15 protein-coding genes are annotated in these 18,860 nt (G+C 32.3%); 14 read left to right on the forward strand and 1 reads right to left on the reverse strand.

What is annotated here, in order from left to right; genetic code table 11:
• Positions 1–207: 207 nt before the first annotated feature.
• The 9 genes from mutS (at position 208) to hfq (ending at position 12,410) form a co-directional block, all read left to right on the forward strand.
• Complete coding sequence (gene mutS / locus NSS86_RS05080) at positions 208–2,826, forward strand: DNA mismatch repair protein MutS (RefSeq protein WP_000073352.1); 2,619 nt, start codon at positions 208–210, stop codon at positions 2,824–2,826.
• Between the two features lie 12 nt (positions 2,827–2,838).
• Positions 2,839–4,848 (forward strand): DNA mismatch repair endonuclease MutL, encoded by a 2,010-nt coding sequence (mutL, locus tag NSS86_RS05085; protein ID WP_000516269.1) that lies wholly within the window; start codon positions 2,839–2,841, stop codon positions 4,846–4,848.
• Between the two features lie 5 nt (positions 4,849–4,853).
• A complete protein-coding gene (locus tag NSS86_RS05090) occupies positions 4,854–5,396 on the forward strand; it encodes a glycerol-3-phosphate responsive antiterminator (protein WP_001077635.1) in 543 nt (180 codons plus the stop codon).
• A 474-nt stretch (positions 5,397–5,870) separates the two neighbouring features.
• On the forward strand, positions 5,871–6,689 hold the full coding sequence (locus NSS86_RS05095) for an MIP/aquaporin family protein (protein ID WP_001103743.1): 819 nt from the start codon (positions 5,871–5,873) through the stop codon (positions 6,687–6,689).
• A gap of 128 nt (positions 6,690–6,817) precedes the next feature.
• Positions 6,818–8,314, forward strand: a complete 1,497-nt coding sequence (gene glpK / locus NSS86_RS05100) for a glycerol kinase GlpK (RefSeq protein ID WP_339302354.1) — start codon at positions 6,818–6,820, stop codon at positions 8,312–8,314.
• Between the two features lie 157 nt (positions 8,315–8,471).
• Positions 8,472–10,145, forward strand: coding sequence for a glycerol-3-phosphate dehydrogenase/oxidase (locus NSS86_RS05105; RefSeq protein ID WP_001218596.1), 1,674 nt, complete (start codon positions 8,472–8,474; stop codon positions 10,143–10,145).
• 149 nt (positions 10,146–10,294) lie between these two features.
• A complete protein-coding gene (locus tag NSS86_RS05110; protein ID WP_000136952.1) occupies positions 10,295–11,209 on the forward strand; it encodes an alpha/beta hydrolase in 915 nt (304 codons plus the stop codon).
• Positions 11,210–11,226: 17 nt separating this feature from the next.
• Complete coding sequence (gene miaA / locus NSS86_RS05115) at positions 11,227–12,162, forward strand: tRNA (adenosine(37)-N6)-dimethylallyltransferase MiaA (protein ID WP_001548613.1); 936 nt, start codon at positions 11,227–11,229, stop codon at positions 12,160–12,162.
• A gap of 14 nt (positions 12,163–12,176) precedes the next feature.
• Positions 12,177–12,410, forward strand: coding sequence for an RNA chaperone Hfq (gene hfq, locus NSS86_RS05120; RefSeq protein WP_000561358.1), 234 nt, complete (start codon positions 12,177–12,179; stop codon positions 12,408–12,410).
• Between the two features lie 221 nt (positions 12,411–12,631).
• On the opposite strand, the gene NSS86_RS05125 is transcribed toward hfq, so the two are convergent.
• Positions 12,632–13,108, reverse strand: a complete 477-nt coding sequence (locus NSS86_RS05125; protein WP_000448082.1) for a glutathione peroxidase — start codon at positions 13,106–13,108, stop codon at positions 12,632–12,634.
• A 111-nt stretch (positions 13,109–13,219) separates the two neighbouring features.
• On the opposite strand from NSS86_RS05125, the gene hflX reads away from it, so the two are divergent.
• From hflX to NSS86_RS05150, 5 genes are all read left to right on the forward strand, one after another.
• Positions 13,220–14,458, forward strand: coding sequence for a GTPase HflX (gene hflX, locus NSS86_RS05130; protein WP_000068617.1), 1,239 nt, complete (start codon positions 13,220–13,222; stop codon positions 14,456–14,458).
• An 18-nt stretch (positions 14,459–14,476) separates the two neighbouring features.
• Complete coding sequence (locus tag NSS86_RS05135; protein ID WP_000652047.1) at positions 14,477–15,715, forward strand: aminotransferase class I/II-fold pyridoxal phosphate-dependent enzyme; 1,239 nt, start codon at positions 14,477–14,479, stop codon at positions 15,713–15,715.
• 242 nt (positions 15,716–15,957) lie between these two features.
• Positions 15,958–16,326 (forward strand): MerR family transcriptional regulator, encoded by a 369-nt coding sequence (locus tag NSS86_RS05140; protein ID WP_000624945.1) that lies wholly within the window; start codon positions 15,958–15,960, stop codon positions 16,324–16,326.
• An 18-nt stretch (positions 16,327–16,344) separates the two neighbouring features.
• Positions 16,345–17,685 (forward strand): type I glutamate--ammonia ligase, encoded by a 1,341-nt coding sequence (glnA, locus tag NSS86_RS05145; protein WP_001126606.1) that lies wholly within the window; start codon positions 16,345–16,347, stop codon positions 17,683–17,685.
• 492 nt (positions 17,686–18,177) lie between these two features.
• Entirely contained in the window at positions 18,178–18,375 is a 198-nt protein-coding gene (locus NSS86_RS05150) for a hypothetical protein (RefSeq protein WP_001793526.1), read from the forward strand.
• Positions 18,376–18,860 lie beyond the last annotated feature (485 nt).

Below are 18,860 nucleotides of genomic sequence, written 5' to 3' on the forward strand. Positions count from 1 at the left end.
ATTCTAAACATGCTATTGACACATTTTATTAGGTTTGAGGCGTTTTCTTATACATTTAAGATGCTTCGTGATTATATGGTATGAATAGGTTTGTAAAAGTAAGTATGTTAAAATGTATAAGTTAAATAATTAATAATTAGAAAGCTTACAAACGAATATATTGTAAAGACAAATTTTAAAAAGAGACAAGGGTTGTGAAGAAATAATATGTCTAATGTTACACCAATGATGCAGCAATATTTAAAAATAAAATCAGAATACCAAGATTGCTTATTATTTTTTAGACTAGGTGATTTCTATGAAATGTTTTATGAAGATGCCAAGGAGGCATCACGTGTACTTGAAATTACTTTAACTAAAAGAGATGCTAAAAAAGAAAATCCAATTCCGATGTGTGGTGTTCCGTATCATTCTGCAGATAGTTATATAGATACACTTGTTAATAATGGATATAAAGTAGCTATTTGTGAACAGATGGAAGATCCGAAACAAACGAAAGGTATGGTTAGACGTGAGGTAGTAAGAATTGTGACTCCAGGAACTGTGATGGAGCAAGGTGGTGTAGATGATAAACAAAATAACTATATTTTAAGTTTTGTTATGAATCAACCTGAAATTGCGCTTAGTTACTGTGATGTTTCTACTGGCGAATTAAAGGTTACACATTTTAATGATGAAGCGACTTTATTAAATGAAATTACGACGATAAACCCTAACGAAGTTGTTATCAATGACAATATTTCCGATAATTTAAAAAGACAAATTAATATGGTGACAGAAACAATAACAGTCAGGGAAACGTTATCATCAGAAATCTATAGTGTGAATCAAACTGAACATAAATTAATGTATCAAGCGACACAATTATTGCTAGATTATATTCATCATACACAAAAACGTGATTTATCGCATATCGAGGATGTTGTTCAATATGCAGCTATAGATTATATGAAAATGGATTTTTATGCTAAGAGAAACCTTGAGTTAACGGAAAGCATTCGATTAAAATCAAAAAAAGGAACGCTACTTTGGCTAATGGACGAAACGAAAACACCAATGGGAGCACGCCGCTTAAAACAATGGATAGATAGACCACTAATAAGTAAAGAACAAATTGAAGCACGATTAGATATCGTTGATGAATTTAGTGCTCATTTCATAGAAAGAGACACCTTAAGAACATATCTTAATCAAGTGTATGATATTGAACGTCTTGTTGGGCGTGTTAGTTACGGAAATGTTAATGCGAGAGATTTAATTCAACTTAAACATTCCATTTCTGAAATACCGAATATTAAAGCATTACTAAATTCTATGAATCAGAATACGCTTGTACAAGTTAATCAACTAGAACCCCTTGATGATTTACTTGATATATTAGAACAGAGTTTAGTAGAAGAACCACCAATTTCAGTTAAAGATGGCGGACTATTCAAAGTTGGTTTTAATACGCAATTAGATGAATATCTTGAAGCTTCAAAAAACGGAAAAACATGGTTAGCAGAATTACAAGCCAAAGAAAGACAACGTACAGGAATAAAATCATTGAAAATAAGCTTTAATAAAGTGTTTGGTTATTTTATAGAAATAACACGTGCCAACTTGCAAAATTTTGAACCAAGTGAATTTGGTTATATGAGGAAGCAAACGTTATCGAATGCTGAACGTTTTATAACTGATGAACTTAAAGAAAAAGAAGATATCATTTTAGGTGCGGAAGACAAAGCCATCGAATTAGAATATCAATTATTTGTTCAGCTACGTGAAGAAGTTAAAAAATATACTGAACGTTTACAACAACAAGCTAAAATTATTTCAGAGCTAGATTGTTTACAGAGCTTTGCAGAAATTGCTCAAAAATATAATTACACTAGGCCTTCATTTAGTGAAAATAAAACATTAGAATTAGTGGAATCTAGGCACCCAGTAGTGGAAAGAGTAATGGATTATAATGACTATGTGCCTAATAATTGTCGATTAGATAATGAAACATTTATATATTTAATTACAGGTCCGAATATGTCTGGTAAATCGACATATATGAGACAAGTTGCCATAATTAGTATAATGGCCCAAATGGGAGCTTATGTCCCTTGTAAAGAGGCAGTGTTACCTATATTTGATCAAATATTCACTAGAATAGGTGCGGCAGATGATTTGGTTTCAGGTAAGAGTACGTTTATGGTAGAAATGCTAGAAGCACAAAAGGCATTAACTTATGCAACAGAGGATAGTTTGATTATTTTCGATGAAATTGGACGTGGTACTTCAACGTATGACGGTTTAGCTTTAGCGCAGGCAATGATAGAGTATGTAGCTGAAACATCGCATGCTAAAACGTTATTTTCAACACATTATCATGAATTGACAACATTAGATCAAGCATTACCAAGTCTAAAAAATGTTCACGTCGCTGCTAATGAATATAAAGGTGAACTTATATTCTTGCATAAAGTCAAAGATGGTGCAGTTGACGATAGTTATGGTATTCAAGTTGCGAAATTAGCTGATTTACCTGAAAAAGTTATTAGCAGAGCACAAGTGATCCTAAGCGAGTTTGAAGCGTCTGCTGGTAAAAAATCATCGATATCAAATTTAAAAATGGTCGAAAATGAACCTGAAATTAATCAAGAAAATTTAAACTTAAGTGTTGAAGAAACAACTGATACTTTATCTCAAAAAGACTTTGAACAAGCATCATTTGATTTGTTTGAAAATGATCAAGAAAGCGAGATTGAACTACAAATTAAAAATTTGAATTTATCTAATATGACACCAATTGAGGCATTGGTGAAGTTAAGTGAATTACAAAATCAATTAAAATAGAGGTGTTGCAAAATGGGGAAAATTAAAGAACTCCAAACCTCATTAGCAAATAAAATCGCAGCAGGTGAAGTAGTTGAAAGACCGAGTTCTGTTGTGAAAGAACTGTTGGAAAATGCTATAGATGCAGGCGCTACAGAAATAAGCATTGAAGTAGAGGAATCTGGCGTCCAATCTATTCGCGTAGTCGATAATGGAAGCGGAATTGAAGCGGAAGACTTAGGATTAGTATTTCATAGACATGCGACTAGTAAATTAGATCAAGATGAAGATTTATTTCATATTAGGACATTAGGATTCCGTGGTGAAGCACTAGCCAGTATTTCATCAGTTGCTAAAGTAACATTGAAGACTTGCACGGATAATGCTAATGGAAATGAAATATATGTAGAAAATGGTGAAATATTAAATCATAAGCCTGCAAAAGCGAAAAAAGGAACAGATATACTTGTAGAATCATTATTTTATAATACACCAGCACGTTTAAAATATATTAAAAGTTTATACACTGAACTAGGTAAAATAACAGATATTGTCAATAGAATGGCTATGAGCCATCCGGACATTCGAATAGCACTCATTTCAGATGGCAAAACAATGTTAAGTACAAATGGTTCAGGACGAACTAATGAAGTGATGGCAGAGATTTATGGGATGAAAGTTGCACGAGATTTAGTACATATATCTGGAGATACAAGTGATTATCACATTGAAGGTTTTGTTGCAAAGCCTGAACATTCTAGAAGTAATAAGCACTATATTTCTATTTTTATTAATGGACGATACATTAAAAACTTTATGCTAAATAAAGCGATTTTAGAAGGCTATCATACACTCTTAACAATAGGTAGGTTCCCGATTTGTTATATTAATATTGAAATGGATCCAATCTTAGTAGACGTAAATGTTCATCCAACAAAACTAGAAGTGCGTTTATCAAAAGAAGAGCAACTATATCAATTGATAGTGAGCAAAATACAAGAAGCATTTAAAGACCGTATATTAATTCCTAAAAATAACTTGGATTATGTGCCAAAAAAAAATAAAGTATTATATTCATTCGAACAACAAAAAATCGAATTTGAACAAAGACAAAACACAGAGAATAACCAAGAGAAGACGTTTTCATCTGAAGAAAGTAACAGTAAGTCATTTATGGCAGAAAATCAAAACGATGAGATAGTTATAAAAGAAGATTCATATAATCCATTCGTAACGAAAACATCTGAAAGTTTAATAACTGATGATGAATCTTCTGGTTATAATAATACACGTGAAAAAGATGAAGACTACTTCAAAAAACAACAAGAAATTTTACAAGAAATGGATCAAACATTTGATTCAAATGAGGATGCATCTGTGCAAAATTATGAGAATAAAGCGTCTGATGATTATTATGATGTAAACGATATTAAAGGAACAAAAAGTAAAGACCCTAAACGAAGAATTCCATATATGGAAATTGTTGGCCAAGTACATGGGACGTATATTATTGCTCAAAATGAATTTGGCATGTACATGATTGACCAGCATGCAGCTCAAGAAAGAATAAAATATGAATATTTTCGAGATAAAATAGGTGAAGTTACCAATGAAGTACAAGATTTATTAATCCCGTTAACATTTCATTTTTCAAAGGATGAACAATTAGTTATTGATCAATATAAAAATGAGCTTCAACAAGTAGGTATCATGTTAGAACATTTTGGTGGTCATGATTATATTGTAAGTAGCTATCCAGTTTGGTTCCCTAAAGATGAAGTAGAAGAAATCATTAAAGATATGATTGAGCTAATTTTGGAAGAGAAAAAAGTAGATATTAAAAAATTACGTGAAGATGTAGCAATCATGATGTCATGTAAAAAATCTATTAAAGCGAATCATTATTTACAAAAACATGAAATGTCTGATTTAATTGATCAATTAAGAGAAGCGGAAGATCCATTTACATGTCCACATGGTCGTCCAATAATCATTAATTTTTCAAAATACGAATTAGAAAAATTATTTAAGCGTGTGATGTAGAGAGGATGAATCAAGTGAATAACAACATATTGCCTGCTATAAGAAACATTAAAGATTTAGAGAAACTGATTAAAACAGATTATAAAATGTGTGTGCTTCTAGATATGCATATAGGACATATAAAAAGTATTATGGAATTGCTGAAGCAAAATCATATAGAGTGTTTTATTCATATAGATTTGATAAAAGGTTTAAGCCACGATGAATTTGCAAGTGAATTTATTATTCAGCAATACAAGCCAAAAGGTATCGTATCGACTAAATCTAAAGTAATAAAAAAAGCTAAATCATTAAATACTTTAACGATTTTTAGAGTATTTATTATTGATAGTCAAGCATTGAAACGCAGTATAGATTTGATAAAAAAAGTGGAACCTGATTTTGTTGAAGTACTTCCAGGTGTTGCGAGTAAAGCGATTCATCATATTCAGAAAGAAACAAACACACAAGTCATTGCAGGTGGCCTAATTAATACAATAGATGAAGTCAATGAAGCTGTTAAAAATGGAGCGAAATATGTAACAACTAGTTATGATAAACTTTGGTAAATCATAAGTCTGCAAAAATTTCATTTTTCACGAGATTTAGTCATATAACATAATAAAAAAGCCGTTTTCATATGGGATATGTAATAAGGTATTTAAGGTATCATACAAAGAATAATTAAATAACATAATTAGCACCTCTAAAACGATTAAAATCATTAAAGTTTTAGAGGTGTTTATTAGTAAAAAATGCAACTAGTCATAAAAAATATGGCTGAAGAATGTCAATTAAACAAAATGGCGTCATAAATAAATTAGTGCGGATTGATATTTCTAGTTTTCAAATTAAACTACTTTTATAAAGACTTGAAAAATTAAATTTGACAAAATTTTTACAAAAACCATTGACAACGCTTTCATATCGATAGTATCATAACAAATATAATAAAAGTTAATACATAGAATAGAGACGGGAGATTTCTACGAGCCAAACTGCTAGTGTAGGAATCTCTTTGTCTTTTTGGGAGGACATTTAATATGAATGTATATTTAGCAGAATTCCTAGGAACTGCAATCTTAATCCTTTTTGGTGGTGGCGTTTGTGCCAATGTCAATTTAAAGAGAAGTGCTGCGAATGGTGCTGATTGGATTGTCATCACAGCTGGATGGGGATTAGCGGTTACAATGGGTGTGTTTGCTGTCGGTCAATTCTCAGGTGCACATTTAAACCCAGCGGTGTCTTTAGCTCTTGCATTAGACGGAAGTTTTGATTGGTCATTAGTTCCTGGTTATATTGTTGCTCAAATGTTAGGTGCAATTGTCGGAGCAACAATTGTATGGTTAATGTACTTGCCACATTGGAAAGCGACAGAAGAAGCTGGCGCGAAATTAGGTGTTTTCTCTACAGCACCGGCTATTAAGAATTACTTTGCCAACTTTTTAAGTGAGATTATCGGAACAATGGCATTAACTTTAGGTATTTTATTTATCGGTGTAAACAAAATTGCCGATGGTTTAAATCCTTTAATTGTCGGAGCATTAATTGTTGCAATCGGATTAAGTTTAGGCGGTGCTACTGGTTATGCAATCAACCCAGCACGTGATTTAGGTCCGAGAATTGCACATGCGATTTTACCAATAGCTGGTAAAGGTGGTTCAAATTGGTCATATGCAATCGTTCCTATCTTAGGACCAATTGCCGGTGGTTTATTAGGTGCAGTGGTATACGCTGTATTTTATAAACATACATTTAATATTGGTTGTGCAATTGCAATTGTTGTAGTTATTATTACTTTGATTTTAGGTTACATTTTAAATAAATCATCAAAAAAAGGTGATATCGAATCAATTTACTAAAATAAAAAGAAACGTAAATAGCATAATTTAACATGTTTGATTCATGGATTATGCTATTTTTTCGCCAAAATTTAACAGATTTTGTACAATGGGTTAGCGATTATTTTTTAATAAAGGAGATACTACTAATGGAAAAATATATTTTATCTATAGACCAAGGAACAACAAGCTCAAGAGCGATTTTATTCAATCAAAAAGGGGAAATTGCAGGGGTAGCACAACGTGAGTTTAAGCAATATTTTCCACAATCAGGTTGGGTTGAACATGATGCAAATGAAATTTGGACATCTGTGTTAGCTGTAATGACGGAAGTAATTAATGAAAATGATGTTAGAGCTGATCAAATTGCAGGAATCGGTATTACAAACCAACGTGAAACAACGGTTGTTTGGGACAAACATACTGGCCGCCCAATTTATCACGCAATTGTTTGGCAATCACGTCAAACACAATCAATTTGTTCAGAATTAAAACAACAAGGATATGAACAAACATTTAGAGATAAGACAGGATTACTTTTAGATCCGTATTTTGCAGGTACAAAAGTTAAATGGATTCTAGACAATGTTGAAGGTGCACGAGAAAAAGCAGAAAATGGCGATCTATTATTTGGAACGATTGATACTTGGTTAGTATGGAAATTATCAGGAAAAGCTGCGCATATTACTGATTATTCAAATGCGAGTCGTACATTAATGTTTAATATCCATGATTTAGAATGGGACGATGAGTTATTAGAACTACTTACAGTACCTAAAAATATGTTGCCAGAAGTTAAACCTTCAAGTGAAATATATGGTAAGACAATTGATTACCACTTCTATGGTCAAGAAGTACCAATCGCTGGTGTAGCTGGTGATCAACAAGCAGCATTATTTGGACAAGCTTGCTTCGAATGTGGTGACGTGAAAAACACATATGGAACTGGTGGCTTCATGTTAATGAATACAGGTGACAAAGCGGTTAAATCTGAAAGTGGTTTATTAACAACAATTGCTTATGGTATTGATGGAAAAGTAAATTATGCGCTTGAAGGTTCCATCTTTGTTTCGGGTTCAGCAATCCAATGGTTACGTGATGGATTAAGAATGATTAATTCAGCACCACAATCAGAAAGTTATGCGACACGAGTTTACTCTACTGAGGGTGTTTATGTTGTTCCAGCTTTTGTAGGTTTAGGAACACCATATTGGGATTCTGAAGCACGTGGTGCGATTTTCGGTTTAACACGTGGAACTGAAAAAGAGCACTTTATCCGTGCAACTTTAGAATCATTATGTTACCAAACTCGTGACGTTATGGAAGCAATGTCAAAAGACTCTGGTATTGATGTCCAAAGTTTACGTGTCGATGGTGGTGCAGTTAAAAATAACTTTATTATGCAGTTCCAAGCAGACATTGTTAATACTTCTGTTGAAAGACCTGAAATTCAAGAAACTACAGCTTTAGGTGCTGCATTTTTAGCAGGTTTAGCAGTTGGATTCTGGGAGAGTAAAGATGATATCGCTAAAAACTGGAAATTAGAAGAAAAATTCGATCCGAAAATGGATGAAGGCGAAAGAGAAAAATTATATAGAGGTTGGAAAAAAGCTGTTGAAGCAACACAAGTTTTTAAAACAGAATAAACTTGTAGATTAGACTTTTGTATAAACATTGTGATACAATCAATTTAAGTTAATATTTGAATCGAGAAACGAGAGATTTGTTCGAACATGTACAATTGAAGGATTGTTTATGTGGGACAAGTCTCTCGTTTTTACATTTTTTAGGAGGCGTTTTGGAATGGCATTGTCTACTTTTAAGAGAGAACATATTAAAAAGAATTTAAGAAATGATGAATATGATTTAGTAATTATTGGTGGCGGTATTACAGGTGCAGGTATTGCACTAGACGCGAGTGAAAGAGGAATGAAAGTTGCATTAGTTGAAATGCAAGACTTTGCACAAGGAACAAGCTCAAGATCTACAAAATTAGTCCATGGTGGTTTACGTTACTTAAAACAATTCCAAATTGGAGTAGTTGCCGAAACTGGTAAAGAACGTGCGATTGTTTATGAAAATGGGCCTCATGTTACGACTCCAGAGTGGATGCTTTTACCAATGCATAAAGGTGGAACATTTGGTAAATTCTCAACATCAATTGGTTTAGGAATGTATGATCGTTTAGCAGGTGTTAAGAAGTCTGAACGTAAAAAAATGTTATCTAAAAAAGAAACTTTAGCTAAAGAACCATTAGTTAAAAAAGAAGGTCTAAAAGGCGGCGGTTACTATGTTGAATATCGTACTGACGATGCGCGTTTAACTATTGAAGTTATGAAGCGTGCTGCTGAAAAAGGCGCAGAAATTATCAACTATACTAAATCTGAACACTTCACTTATGATAAAAATCAACAAGTAAATGGTGTTAAAGTTATAGATAAATTAACTAATGAAAATTATACAATTAAGGCTAAAAAAGTGGTTAATGCAGCAGGCCCATGGGTTGATGATGTTAGAAGTGGTGATTATGCACGCAATAATAAAAAATTACGTTTAACTAAAGGTGTACATGTTGTTATTGATCAATCAAAATTCCCATTAGGTCAAGCAGTATACTTTGATACTGAAAAAGATGGAAGAATGATTTTTGCAATTCCACGTGAAGGAAAAGCGTATGTAGGTACTACAGATACATTCTATGACAATATCAAATCTTCACCATTAACTACACAAGAAGACAGAGACTATTTAATCGATGCGATTAATTACATGTTCCCTAGTGTTAATGTTACAGATGAAGATATTGAATCAACATGGGCAGGAATTAGACCATTAATTTACGAAGAAGGCAAAGACCCTTCTGAAATCTCTCGTAAGGATGAAATTTGGGAAGGTAAATCAGGTTTATTAACTATTGCAGGTGGTAAATTAACAGGCTATCGTCACATGGCTCAAGACATTGTTGATTTAGTATCTAAACGCTTGAAAAAAGACTACGGTTTAACATTTAGTCCATGTAATACAAAAGGTCTGGCAATTTCAGGTGGCGATGTAGGTGGTAGCAAGAACTTTGATGCGTTTGTAGAGCAAAAAGTAGATGTAGCTAAAGGATTCGGCATTGATGAAGATGTTGCAAGACGTTTAGCATCTAAATATGGTTCAAATGTTGATGAATTGTTCAACATTGCGCAAACATCTCAATACCATGATAGCAAGTTACCATTAGAAATTTATGTAGAACTTGTTTATAGTATTCAACAAGAAATGGTATACAAACCTAACGATTTCTTAGTTCGTCGTTCTGGTAAAATGTATTTCAATATTAAAGATGTATTAGATTATAAAGATGCTGTCATCGATATTATGGCAGATATGCTTGATTACTCTCCAGCTCAAATTGAAGCATATACTGAAGAAGTTGAGCAAGCAATTAAAGAAGCGCAACATGGAAATAATCAACCAGCAGTTAAAGAATAATTAATTTGTACAATCATAAACTGGTGTCCTGTTTTAAGGGCATCAGTTTTTTTATACGAGATACATTAGTCAATTGAAACTATGCATCACTAAATGTATGATAATAATAAAAGCGAATATAAAAACGTTGTTATTAAAGGTGTGAGATGATGACTGAAAAACAATTTAAATTAACTGTACAAGATAATACGAATATTGAAGTTAAAGTGAATTTTACAGATGTAGATTCAAAAGGAATTATTCATATATTTCATGGTATGGCTGAACATATGGAACGTTACGATAAATTAGCACATGCACTTTCAAAGCATGGCTTCGATGTGATACGTCATAATCATCGAGGACATGGTATTAATATTGATGAATCAACAAGAGGGCATTACGATGATATGAAACGAGTTATCGGTGATGCCTTTGAAGTAGCGCAAACAGTGAGAGGCAATGTTGATAAACCATACATTATAATCGGACATTCAATGGGATCCGTTATAGCTAGATTGTTTGTAGAAACATATCCGCAATATGTTGATGGTCTAATTTTAAGTGGTACTGGTATGTATTCATTATGGAAAGGTTTACCAACCGTTAAAGTGTTACAACTGATTACAAAAATTTATGGTGCTGAGAAACGAGTTGAATGGGTTAACCAGTTAGTATCAAATAGTTTTAATAAAAAAATACGTCCATTACGTACACAAAGTGATTGGATTTCTAGTAATCCAATTGAAGTAGATAACTTTATTAAAGATCCATATAGTGGATTTAATGTGTCAAATCAATTATTATATCAAACAGCCTATTATATGCTACATACATCACAATTAAAAAATATGAAAATGTTAAATCATGCCATGCCTATATTATTAGTTTCAGGATATGACGATTCTTTAGGTGATTATGGTAAAGGGATTTTAAAATTGGCGAATATATATAGAAAAGCTGGCATTAAAAATGTTAAAGTGAATCTTTATCATCATAAACGTCATGAAGTGTTATTTGAAAAAGATCATGACAAAATTTGGGAAGACTTGTTTAAATGGTTGAATCAATTTTATAAAAAATAAAGAAAGTGGAATTAAATATGAATAAAAATAAGCCTTTTATTGTAGTAATTGTGGGGCCAACTGCTTCAGGTAAAACAGAGCTTAGCATAGAACTCGCGAAGCGTATCAATGGTGAAATCATAAGCGGTGATTCTATGCAAGTTTACAAACATATGAATATTGGAACTGCAAAAGTAACACCTGAAGAAATGGATGGTATTCCACATCATTTAATTGATATCTTGAATCCTGATGATACATTTTCAGCATATGAATTCAAGCGATTAGCAGAAGATTTAATTACTGATATAACGAATAGAGGTAAAGTTCCAATCATAGCAGGTGGAACAGGCTTATATATTCAATCATTAATATATAATTATGAATTAGAAGATGAAACAGTTACACCTGCACAATTATCCATAGTTAAACAAAAGTTATCTGCATTAGAACATTTAGATAATCAGCAACTACACGATTATTTAGCTCAATTTGATGCGGTTTCTGCAGAAAATATTCACCCTAACAACCGCCAAAGAGTGTTGCGCGCTATTGAATATTATTTAAAAACAAAAAAACTTTTGAGTAATCGCAAGAAAGTGCAACAATTTACTGAAAATTATGATACATTATTATTAGGGATTGAAATGTCGCGTAAAACATTATATTCAAGAATAAATAAACGTGTTGATATTATGTTGGATCACGGATTATTTAGAGAAGTGCAACAACTTGTTGAACAAGGCTATGAATCTTGCCAAAGTATGCAAGCTATTGGATATAAAGAATTAATACCTGTGATTAACGGACAAATGATTTATGAAGATGCTGTCAATGATTTAAAGCAACATTCACGCCAATATGCAAAACGACAAATGACATGGTTCAAGAATAAAATGAGTGTTCATTGGTTAGATAAAGAAAATATGTCACTTCAAATGATGTTAGATGAGATTACAACCCAGATTAAGTAAAAGGAGTCCGACAGATGATTGCAAACGAAAACATCCAAGACAAAGCACTAGAGAATTTTAAAGCAAACCAAACTGAAGTAACTGTATTCTTTCTAAACGGTTTCCAAATGAAAGGTGTTATTGAAGAATACGACAAGTATGTCGTAAGCTTAAATTCTCAAGGCAAACAACACTTGATTTACAAACATGCGATCAGCACTTATACAGTAGAAACTGAAGGTCAAGCATCTACTGAAAGTGAAGAATAAGTTGTAATCATATGGGCACGATTTAATGACTCGTGTACATAACGTTTGAAGTATGATAAATAGATATAGAAATAAAGTCATATGTGACATCAATTAAATGATGTTCAAATGACAAGATACAATAGAGGAATGTTTGTAATAAAAACGCTTCATATAAAGGTCGAGTCAATATATGATACGACTTTATATGAAGCGTTTTATTTGCTATGAGCTAGTATATTTTATAATAATTTTTCTATTTCTCTTTCGATTTGAACAGGTTTTTTTTGAGGTGCAAATCGTTTAACAACGTTACCTTCGCGATCCACTAAAAACTTAGTGAAATTCCATTTGATTTTCTCATTAAAGAATCCGTGTTGTGCCGCAGTCAAATATCTAAATAAAGGTAATTGATGTTCCCCTTTTACGTCTATTTTTTGATGCATAGGGAAGGTAACACCATAGCTTAATTTACAGTTTTGAGCTGCTTCTTCGCCTGATCCAGGTTCTTGACCACCAAATTGATTACAAGGGAAACCTAGAATTACAAACCCTTGATCTTTGTATTTCTCGTATAATGATTGCAAACCTTCAAATTGTGAAGTAAAGCCACATTCGCTAGCTGTATTAACAATTAGCATAACGTCACCCTTATATGCATCTAATTTGTAAGTAACACCTTTATTTGTTTCTACTACAAAATCATAAATTGTCTCCATTGAATCATCCTTTCGATTTACTTAAAATGTACCATAAAATCGTGTAATAGTCTTTACTAAAACTCTATGATAGAATACTTTGAGTAGGATTTTATTAAGGAGATGTATAACATGGCTCAGCAACAAATTCATGATACTAAAAATAAACTAGAAAAAGCTGTCTTAGTCGGTGTACATGCTCAAGATGATAAGCAATTTAATTTTGAGTCTACAATGGAGGAATTATCATCTTTATCAGAGACTTGCCAACTTGAAGTGTTGGGTCAAATTACTCAAAACAGAGATCGTGTAGATCGCAAATATTATGTTGGTAAAGGTAAAATTGAAGAAATTCAAGCATTTATTGAGTTCAAAGATATTGATGTAGTCATCACAAATGATGAATTAACGACTGCACAATCCAAATCACTAAATGAAGCTTTAGGTGTAAAAATTATTGATAGAACTCAGTTGATTCTTGAAATATTTGCATTAAGAGCAAGAAGTAAAGAAGGTAAATTGCAAGTAGAGCTAGCACAACTTGATTATTTATTACCTAGATTGCAAGGCCATGGTAAAAGTCTTTCTCGTTTAGGTGGCGGTATTGGAACTAGAGGCCCTGGTGAAACGAAGTTAGAGATGGATCGCAGACATATTCGAACTCGTATGAATGAAATTAAACATCAATTGCGGACGGTAGAAGAACATCGCGAAAGATATCGAAATAAAAGAAATCAAAATCAGGTGTTTCAAGTAGCTTTAGTTGGTTATACAAATGCTGGTAAATCATCATGGTTTAATGTTTTAGCAAATGAAGAGACGTATGAAAAGGATCAATTATTTGCAACGTTAGATCCTAAAACACGACAAATTCAAATAAATGATGGATTTAATTTAATTATTTCAGATACTGTTGGTTTTATACAGAAACTACCTACGACGTTAATTGCAGCTTTTAAATCAACTTTAGAAGAGGCTAAAGGTGCAGATTTATTAGTACATGTCGTAGATAGTAGCCATCCTGAATACCGTACGCAGTATGACACAGTTAATGATTTAATCAAACAATTAGATATGAGTCATATTTCTCAAATAGTTATTTTTAATAAAAAGGACTTATGTGATCATGCATCAAATCGTCCAGCAAGTGATTTGCCTAATGTTTTTGTTTCTTCTAAAAATGATGGTGATAAATTACTTGTTAAGACGTTATTTATTGATGAAATCAAAAGGCAATTAACTTATTATGATGAGACAATTGCGACGAATAATGCAGATCGATTATATTTTCTAAAACAACATACATTAGTGACTGAACTTAAATATGATGAAATTGAAAATGTTTATCGTATAAAAGGATTTAAAAAATAATAAAAGGACGAAATTCAAATGAAAGATATAAGTAAGATAGTAGCTGACGTCGAATCAACGTTAGCACCATATTTTAAAGAAATTGAAGAAACAGCATATATTAATCAAGAAAAAGTATTAAATGCATTTCATCATGTCAAAGCAACCGAAAGTGATCTACAAGGATCAACAGGATACGGGTATGATGACTTTGGACGTGATCATTTAGAAGAAATATATGCGCAGGCATTTAAAGCAGAAGATGCAATTGTTCGTCCGCAAATTATTTCAGGTACGCATGCGATTACTATTGCATTACAAAGTTTATTAAAACATGGTGATGAATTAATTTATATAACGGGTAGTCCATATGACACTTTACTTGAAGTCATTGGCGTAAACGGAAATGGTATTGAAAGTTTAATGGAGCACGGCGTATCGTATAAAGATATTGCACTTAAAGAAGGTAAGATCGATATTGAAAGTGTGTTAGATGGGGTTTCTGAGCGCACCAAAGTAATAGCGATTCAACGTTCGAAAGGCTATGATCAAAGACCTTCAATTCCGCTAGATGAAATTGAAAAGGTAATTACTAGGTTGAAAAACGTGCATCCTAATATTTTAATATTTGTGGATAACTGTTATGGGGAATTTGTTGAAAGACGTGAACCTATAGAATGTGGTGCCGATTTAATAGCAGGATCATTAATTAAAAACCCTGGCGGTGGTTTAGCTAAGATTGGTGGATACATTGCTGGTAGAAAAGATTTAATTGAACGATGTGGTTATAGATTGACAGCACCTGGTATTGGTAAAGAAGCGGGTGCATCATTAAATGCATTGCTTGAAATGTATCAAGGTTTCTTTTTAGCACCACACGTTGTCAGTCAGAGTCTTAAAGGTGCATTGTTTACTAGTTTATTTTTAGAAAAAATGAATATGAACACAACGCCGAAGTACTACGAAAAACGAACTGATTTAATTCAAACAGTTAAATTTGAAACGAAAGAACAAATGATTTCATTTTGTCAAAGTATTCAACACGCATCCCCAATTAATGCACATTTTAGTCCAGAACCTAGTTATATGCCTGGTTACGAAGATGATGTTATTATGGCAGCTGGTACGTTTATTCAAGGTTCATCGATTGAATTATCTGCAGATGGACCTATTCGTCCTCCTTATGAAGCATATGTTCAAGGAGGATTAACATATGAACACGTTAAAATTGCTGTGACAAGAGCTGTTAATCAGTTGAAAGAACAAGGACTTATATAATAGATTAAATTTCACCCTAAATGATAATGTGTCTTGGGTGAAATTTTTTGCGGAGATTTATCAGATTATTTTTAAAAATTGAAAAAATATTTTAGCTGTAGATTGTTTTATGTCGTTTTAGAAGTCGAAATCGCAGTTATATCAATGTTTTAAGCTTTATGTTAGAAAACCTGACATATTTTTGAAATCCTAAAAAAATTATGATAAGTTATTAACAAGTTCAAAAGTAGAGGAGAGGAACAATGATATCGAATGATGCAATCAGACGAAATATGGCTGTCTTCTCTATGAGTGTAGTAAGTAAGTTAACGGATTTAACGCCAAGGCAAATACGTTACTATGAAACACATGAACTCATCAAACCTGAAAGAACAGAAGGTCAAAAACGTCTGTTCTCACTCAATGATTTGGAAAGATTACTAGAAATTAAATCATTATTAGAAAAAGGATTTAATATCAAAGGGATTAAACAAATCATTTATGACTCACAAGAGCATTTAACAACAGATGAACAAGAGATAAGAAAAAAGATGATTGTAGATGCCACGCAAAAGCCTATTGGAGAAACTTTGCCAATAAATCGTGGTGATTTATCCCGATTTATTAAATAAAATTTGGAGGATTTTAAAATGCCAAAACGTACTTTCACTAAAGAAGACATTCGTAAATTTGCAGAAGAGGAAAATGTAAGATATTTAAGATTACAATTCACTGATATTTTAGGAACAATTAAAAATGTTGAAGTGCCTGTAAGCCAATTAGAAAAAGTACTTGATAACGAAATGATGTTTGACGGTTCTTCTATCGAAGGTTTCGTACGTATCGAAGAATCAGATATGTACTTACATCCAGATTTAGATACTTGGGTAATCTTCCCATGGACTGCTGGACAAGGTAAAGTTGCACGTTTAATTTGTGATGTATATAAAACAGATGGAACACCATTTGAAGGGGATCCTCGTGCAAACTTAAAACGTGTATTAAAAGAAATGGAAGATTTAGGCTTCACAGACTTTAACCTAGGGCCTGAACCAGAATTCTTCTTGTTTAAGTTGGATGAAAAAGGGGAACCAACTTTAGAACTTAATGATGATGGTGGATATTTCGATTTAGCACCTACAGATTTAGGTGAAAACTGTCGTCGTGATATTGTTTTAGAATTAGAGGATATGGGCTTCGATATTGAAGCTAGTCACCATGAAGTTGCCCCTGGTCAACATGAAATTGACTTTAAATATGCAGATGCTGTTACAGCATGTGATAATATCCAAACATTTAAATTGGTTGTTAAAACAATCGCACGTAAACATAATTTACACGCAACATTTATGCCTAAACCATTATTCGGTGTGAATGGTAGCGGTATGCACTTTAACGTTTCATTATTCAAAGGTAAAGAAAATGCATTCTTTGATCCAAATACTGAAATGGGCTTAACGGAAACTGCATATCAATTTACAGCAGGTGTGCTTAAAAATGCACGCGGATTTACTGCTGTATGTAACCCGTTAGTAAACTCATATAAACGTTTAGTACCTGGTTATGAAGCACCATGTTATATTGCATGGAGTGGTAAAAACCGTTCACCATTAATCCGTGTACCATCTTCAAGAGGATTATCTACTCGTATCGAAGTACGTTCAGTAGATCCAGCTGCAAACCCATACATGGCGTTAGCTGCAATCTTAGAAGCTGGACTAGATGGTATTAAAAATAAATTAAAAGTTCCAGAACCAGTTAACCAAAATATTTACGAAATGAACCGTGAAGAACGTGAAGCAGTAGGCATTCAAGACTTACCTTCAACACTTTATACTGCATTAAAAGCAATGCGTGAAAATGAAGTTATTAAAAAAGCTTTAGGAAATCATATCTATAATCAATTTATTAATTCAAAATCAATTGAATGGGATTACTACAGAACTCAAGTATCTGAATGGGAAAGAGATCAGTACATGAAGCAATATTAATACGCTAAACAATGATGGGAAATCAGTAATATCAAGGGCTAGAGCGTTTTGCTTTAGCTCTTTTTTGATTTGGAAAGATGGGATTTCACTTGACCACTTTTGTTAAAAAATGGATTTGGTCAAGTTTTGGTCAAGTAAATGTTTTATGTATTTATTTTTTTAAAGCTGGGGAAGACCATTTTATATTTTAGTTCACATGAATTTTAATATATTTGGAGGTGATGAGATGAGGCGATAAAAGAACGTCGCGAAAACGTTGAGTATTACTTGAAAATAGCCATATTCATATTACTTCTCATCGAATTCATTTGCAGAACGTTCTAAGGTAAGACCCCGAAAAGAGGGACCTTACTACGCATTATTAAGGGGGTAATACTATATGAAAAGAGAAACAAAACAAAAAATATCTTTTTGTTTATCGATCGGTATTTTCATTTTAGTTATACTACTATTGATATTCTAAAAAATTAAAAATTTCGCCTCATCTAATTTATGAATTGCTATGATGAAATATTCAATACAATCAAAAAATTGATAGAAAACAAAGAGATATCAAGTTATCAAATTAATAAAGATACTGGGATAAGTTACGGTAATATTAATGCTATGCGCCGTGGGGAAAGAAGAATAGAAAATTTAAGCTTAAAGAATGCAAAGATCTTATATGAATATGCGAAAAAGGTATTGTAATATAAGCATTGAGTTCAATAGGCATACAATAACTGCCCAAACTAGTGACTGAGTGGGTGTTTTTATAGTATTAAAAGTTTTCTAAAAGTGAAAGAAATCATGTTTAGTGATTTACTTATGTTTTTTAAAATAGTATAATAATTTTATATAATATATAGAACTTCAGTATACCTTTTGAGTATATATGGAGTTCTTTCTTTTTTACAAGATGTATATGTATAAATGGAAATGTTTATTACATTACATAAAAACCTTTAGGTGCTCTTAGATGGATGTTAATCATAAAAAAAGAGATTTTGAAAAATATAGGCTATTATAATTTAGAATTACAAATTATAAATCTTGCCAGTGGATATGGGAGTTCAACATGTCACTTACCCCAATTTGTGGAATGTTAAATAACTATAAAGAGGAAAGGAGAAAAAATGATAAGAATGGTTAAAGAAAAAGAACGAATAGCAAAATTAAATTTCGAATAGCTGTGA

Source organism: Staphylococcus sp. FSL W8-0056 (assembly GCF_037963075.1).
In the GTDB taxonomy this organism is placed as follows: domain Bacteria; phylum Bacillota; class Bacilli; order Staphylococcales; family Staphylococcaceae; genus Staphylococcus; species Staphylococcus aureus.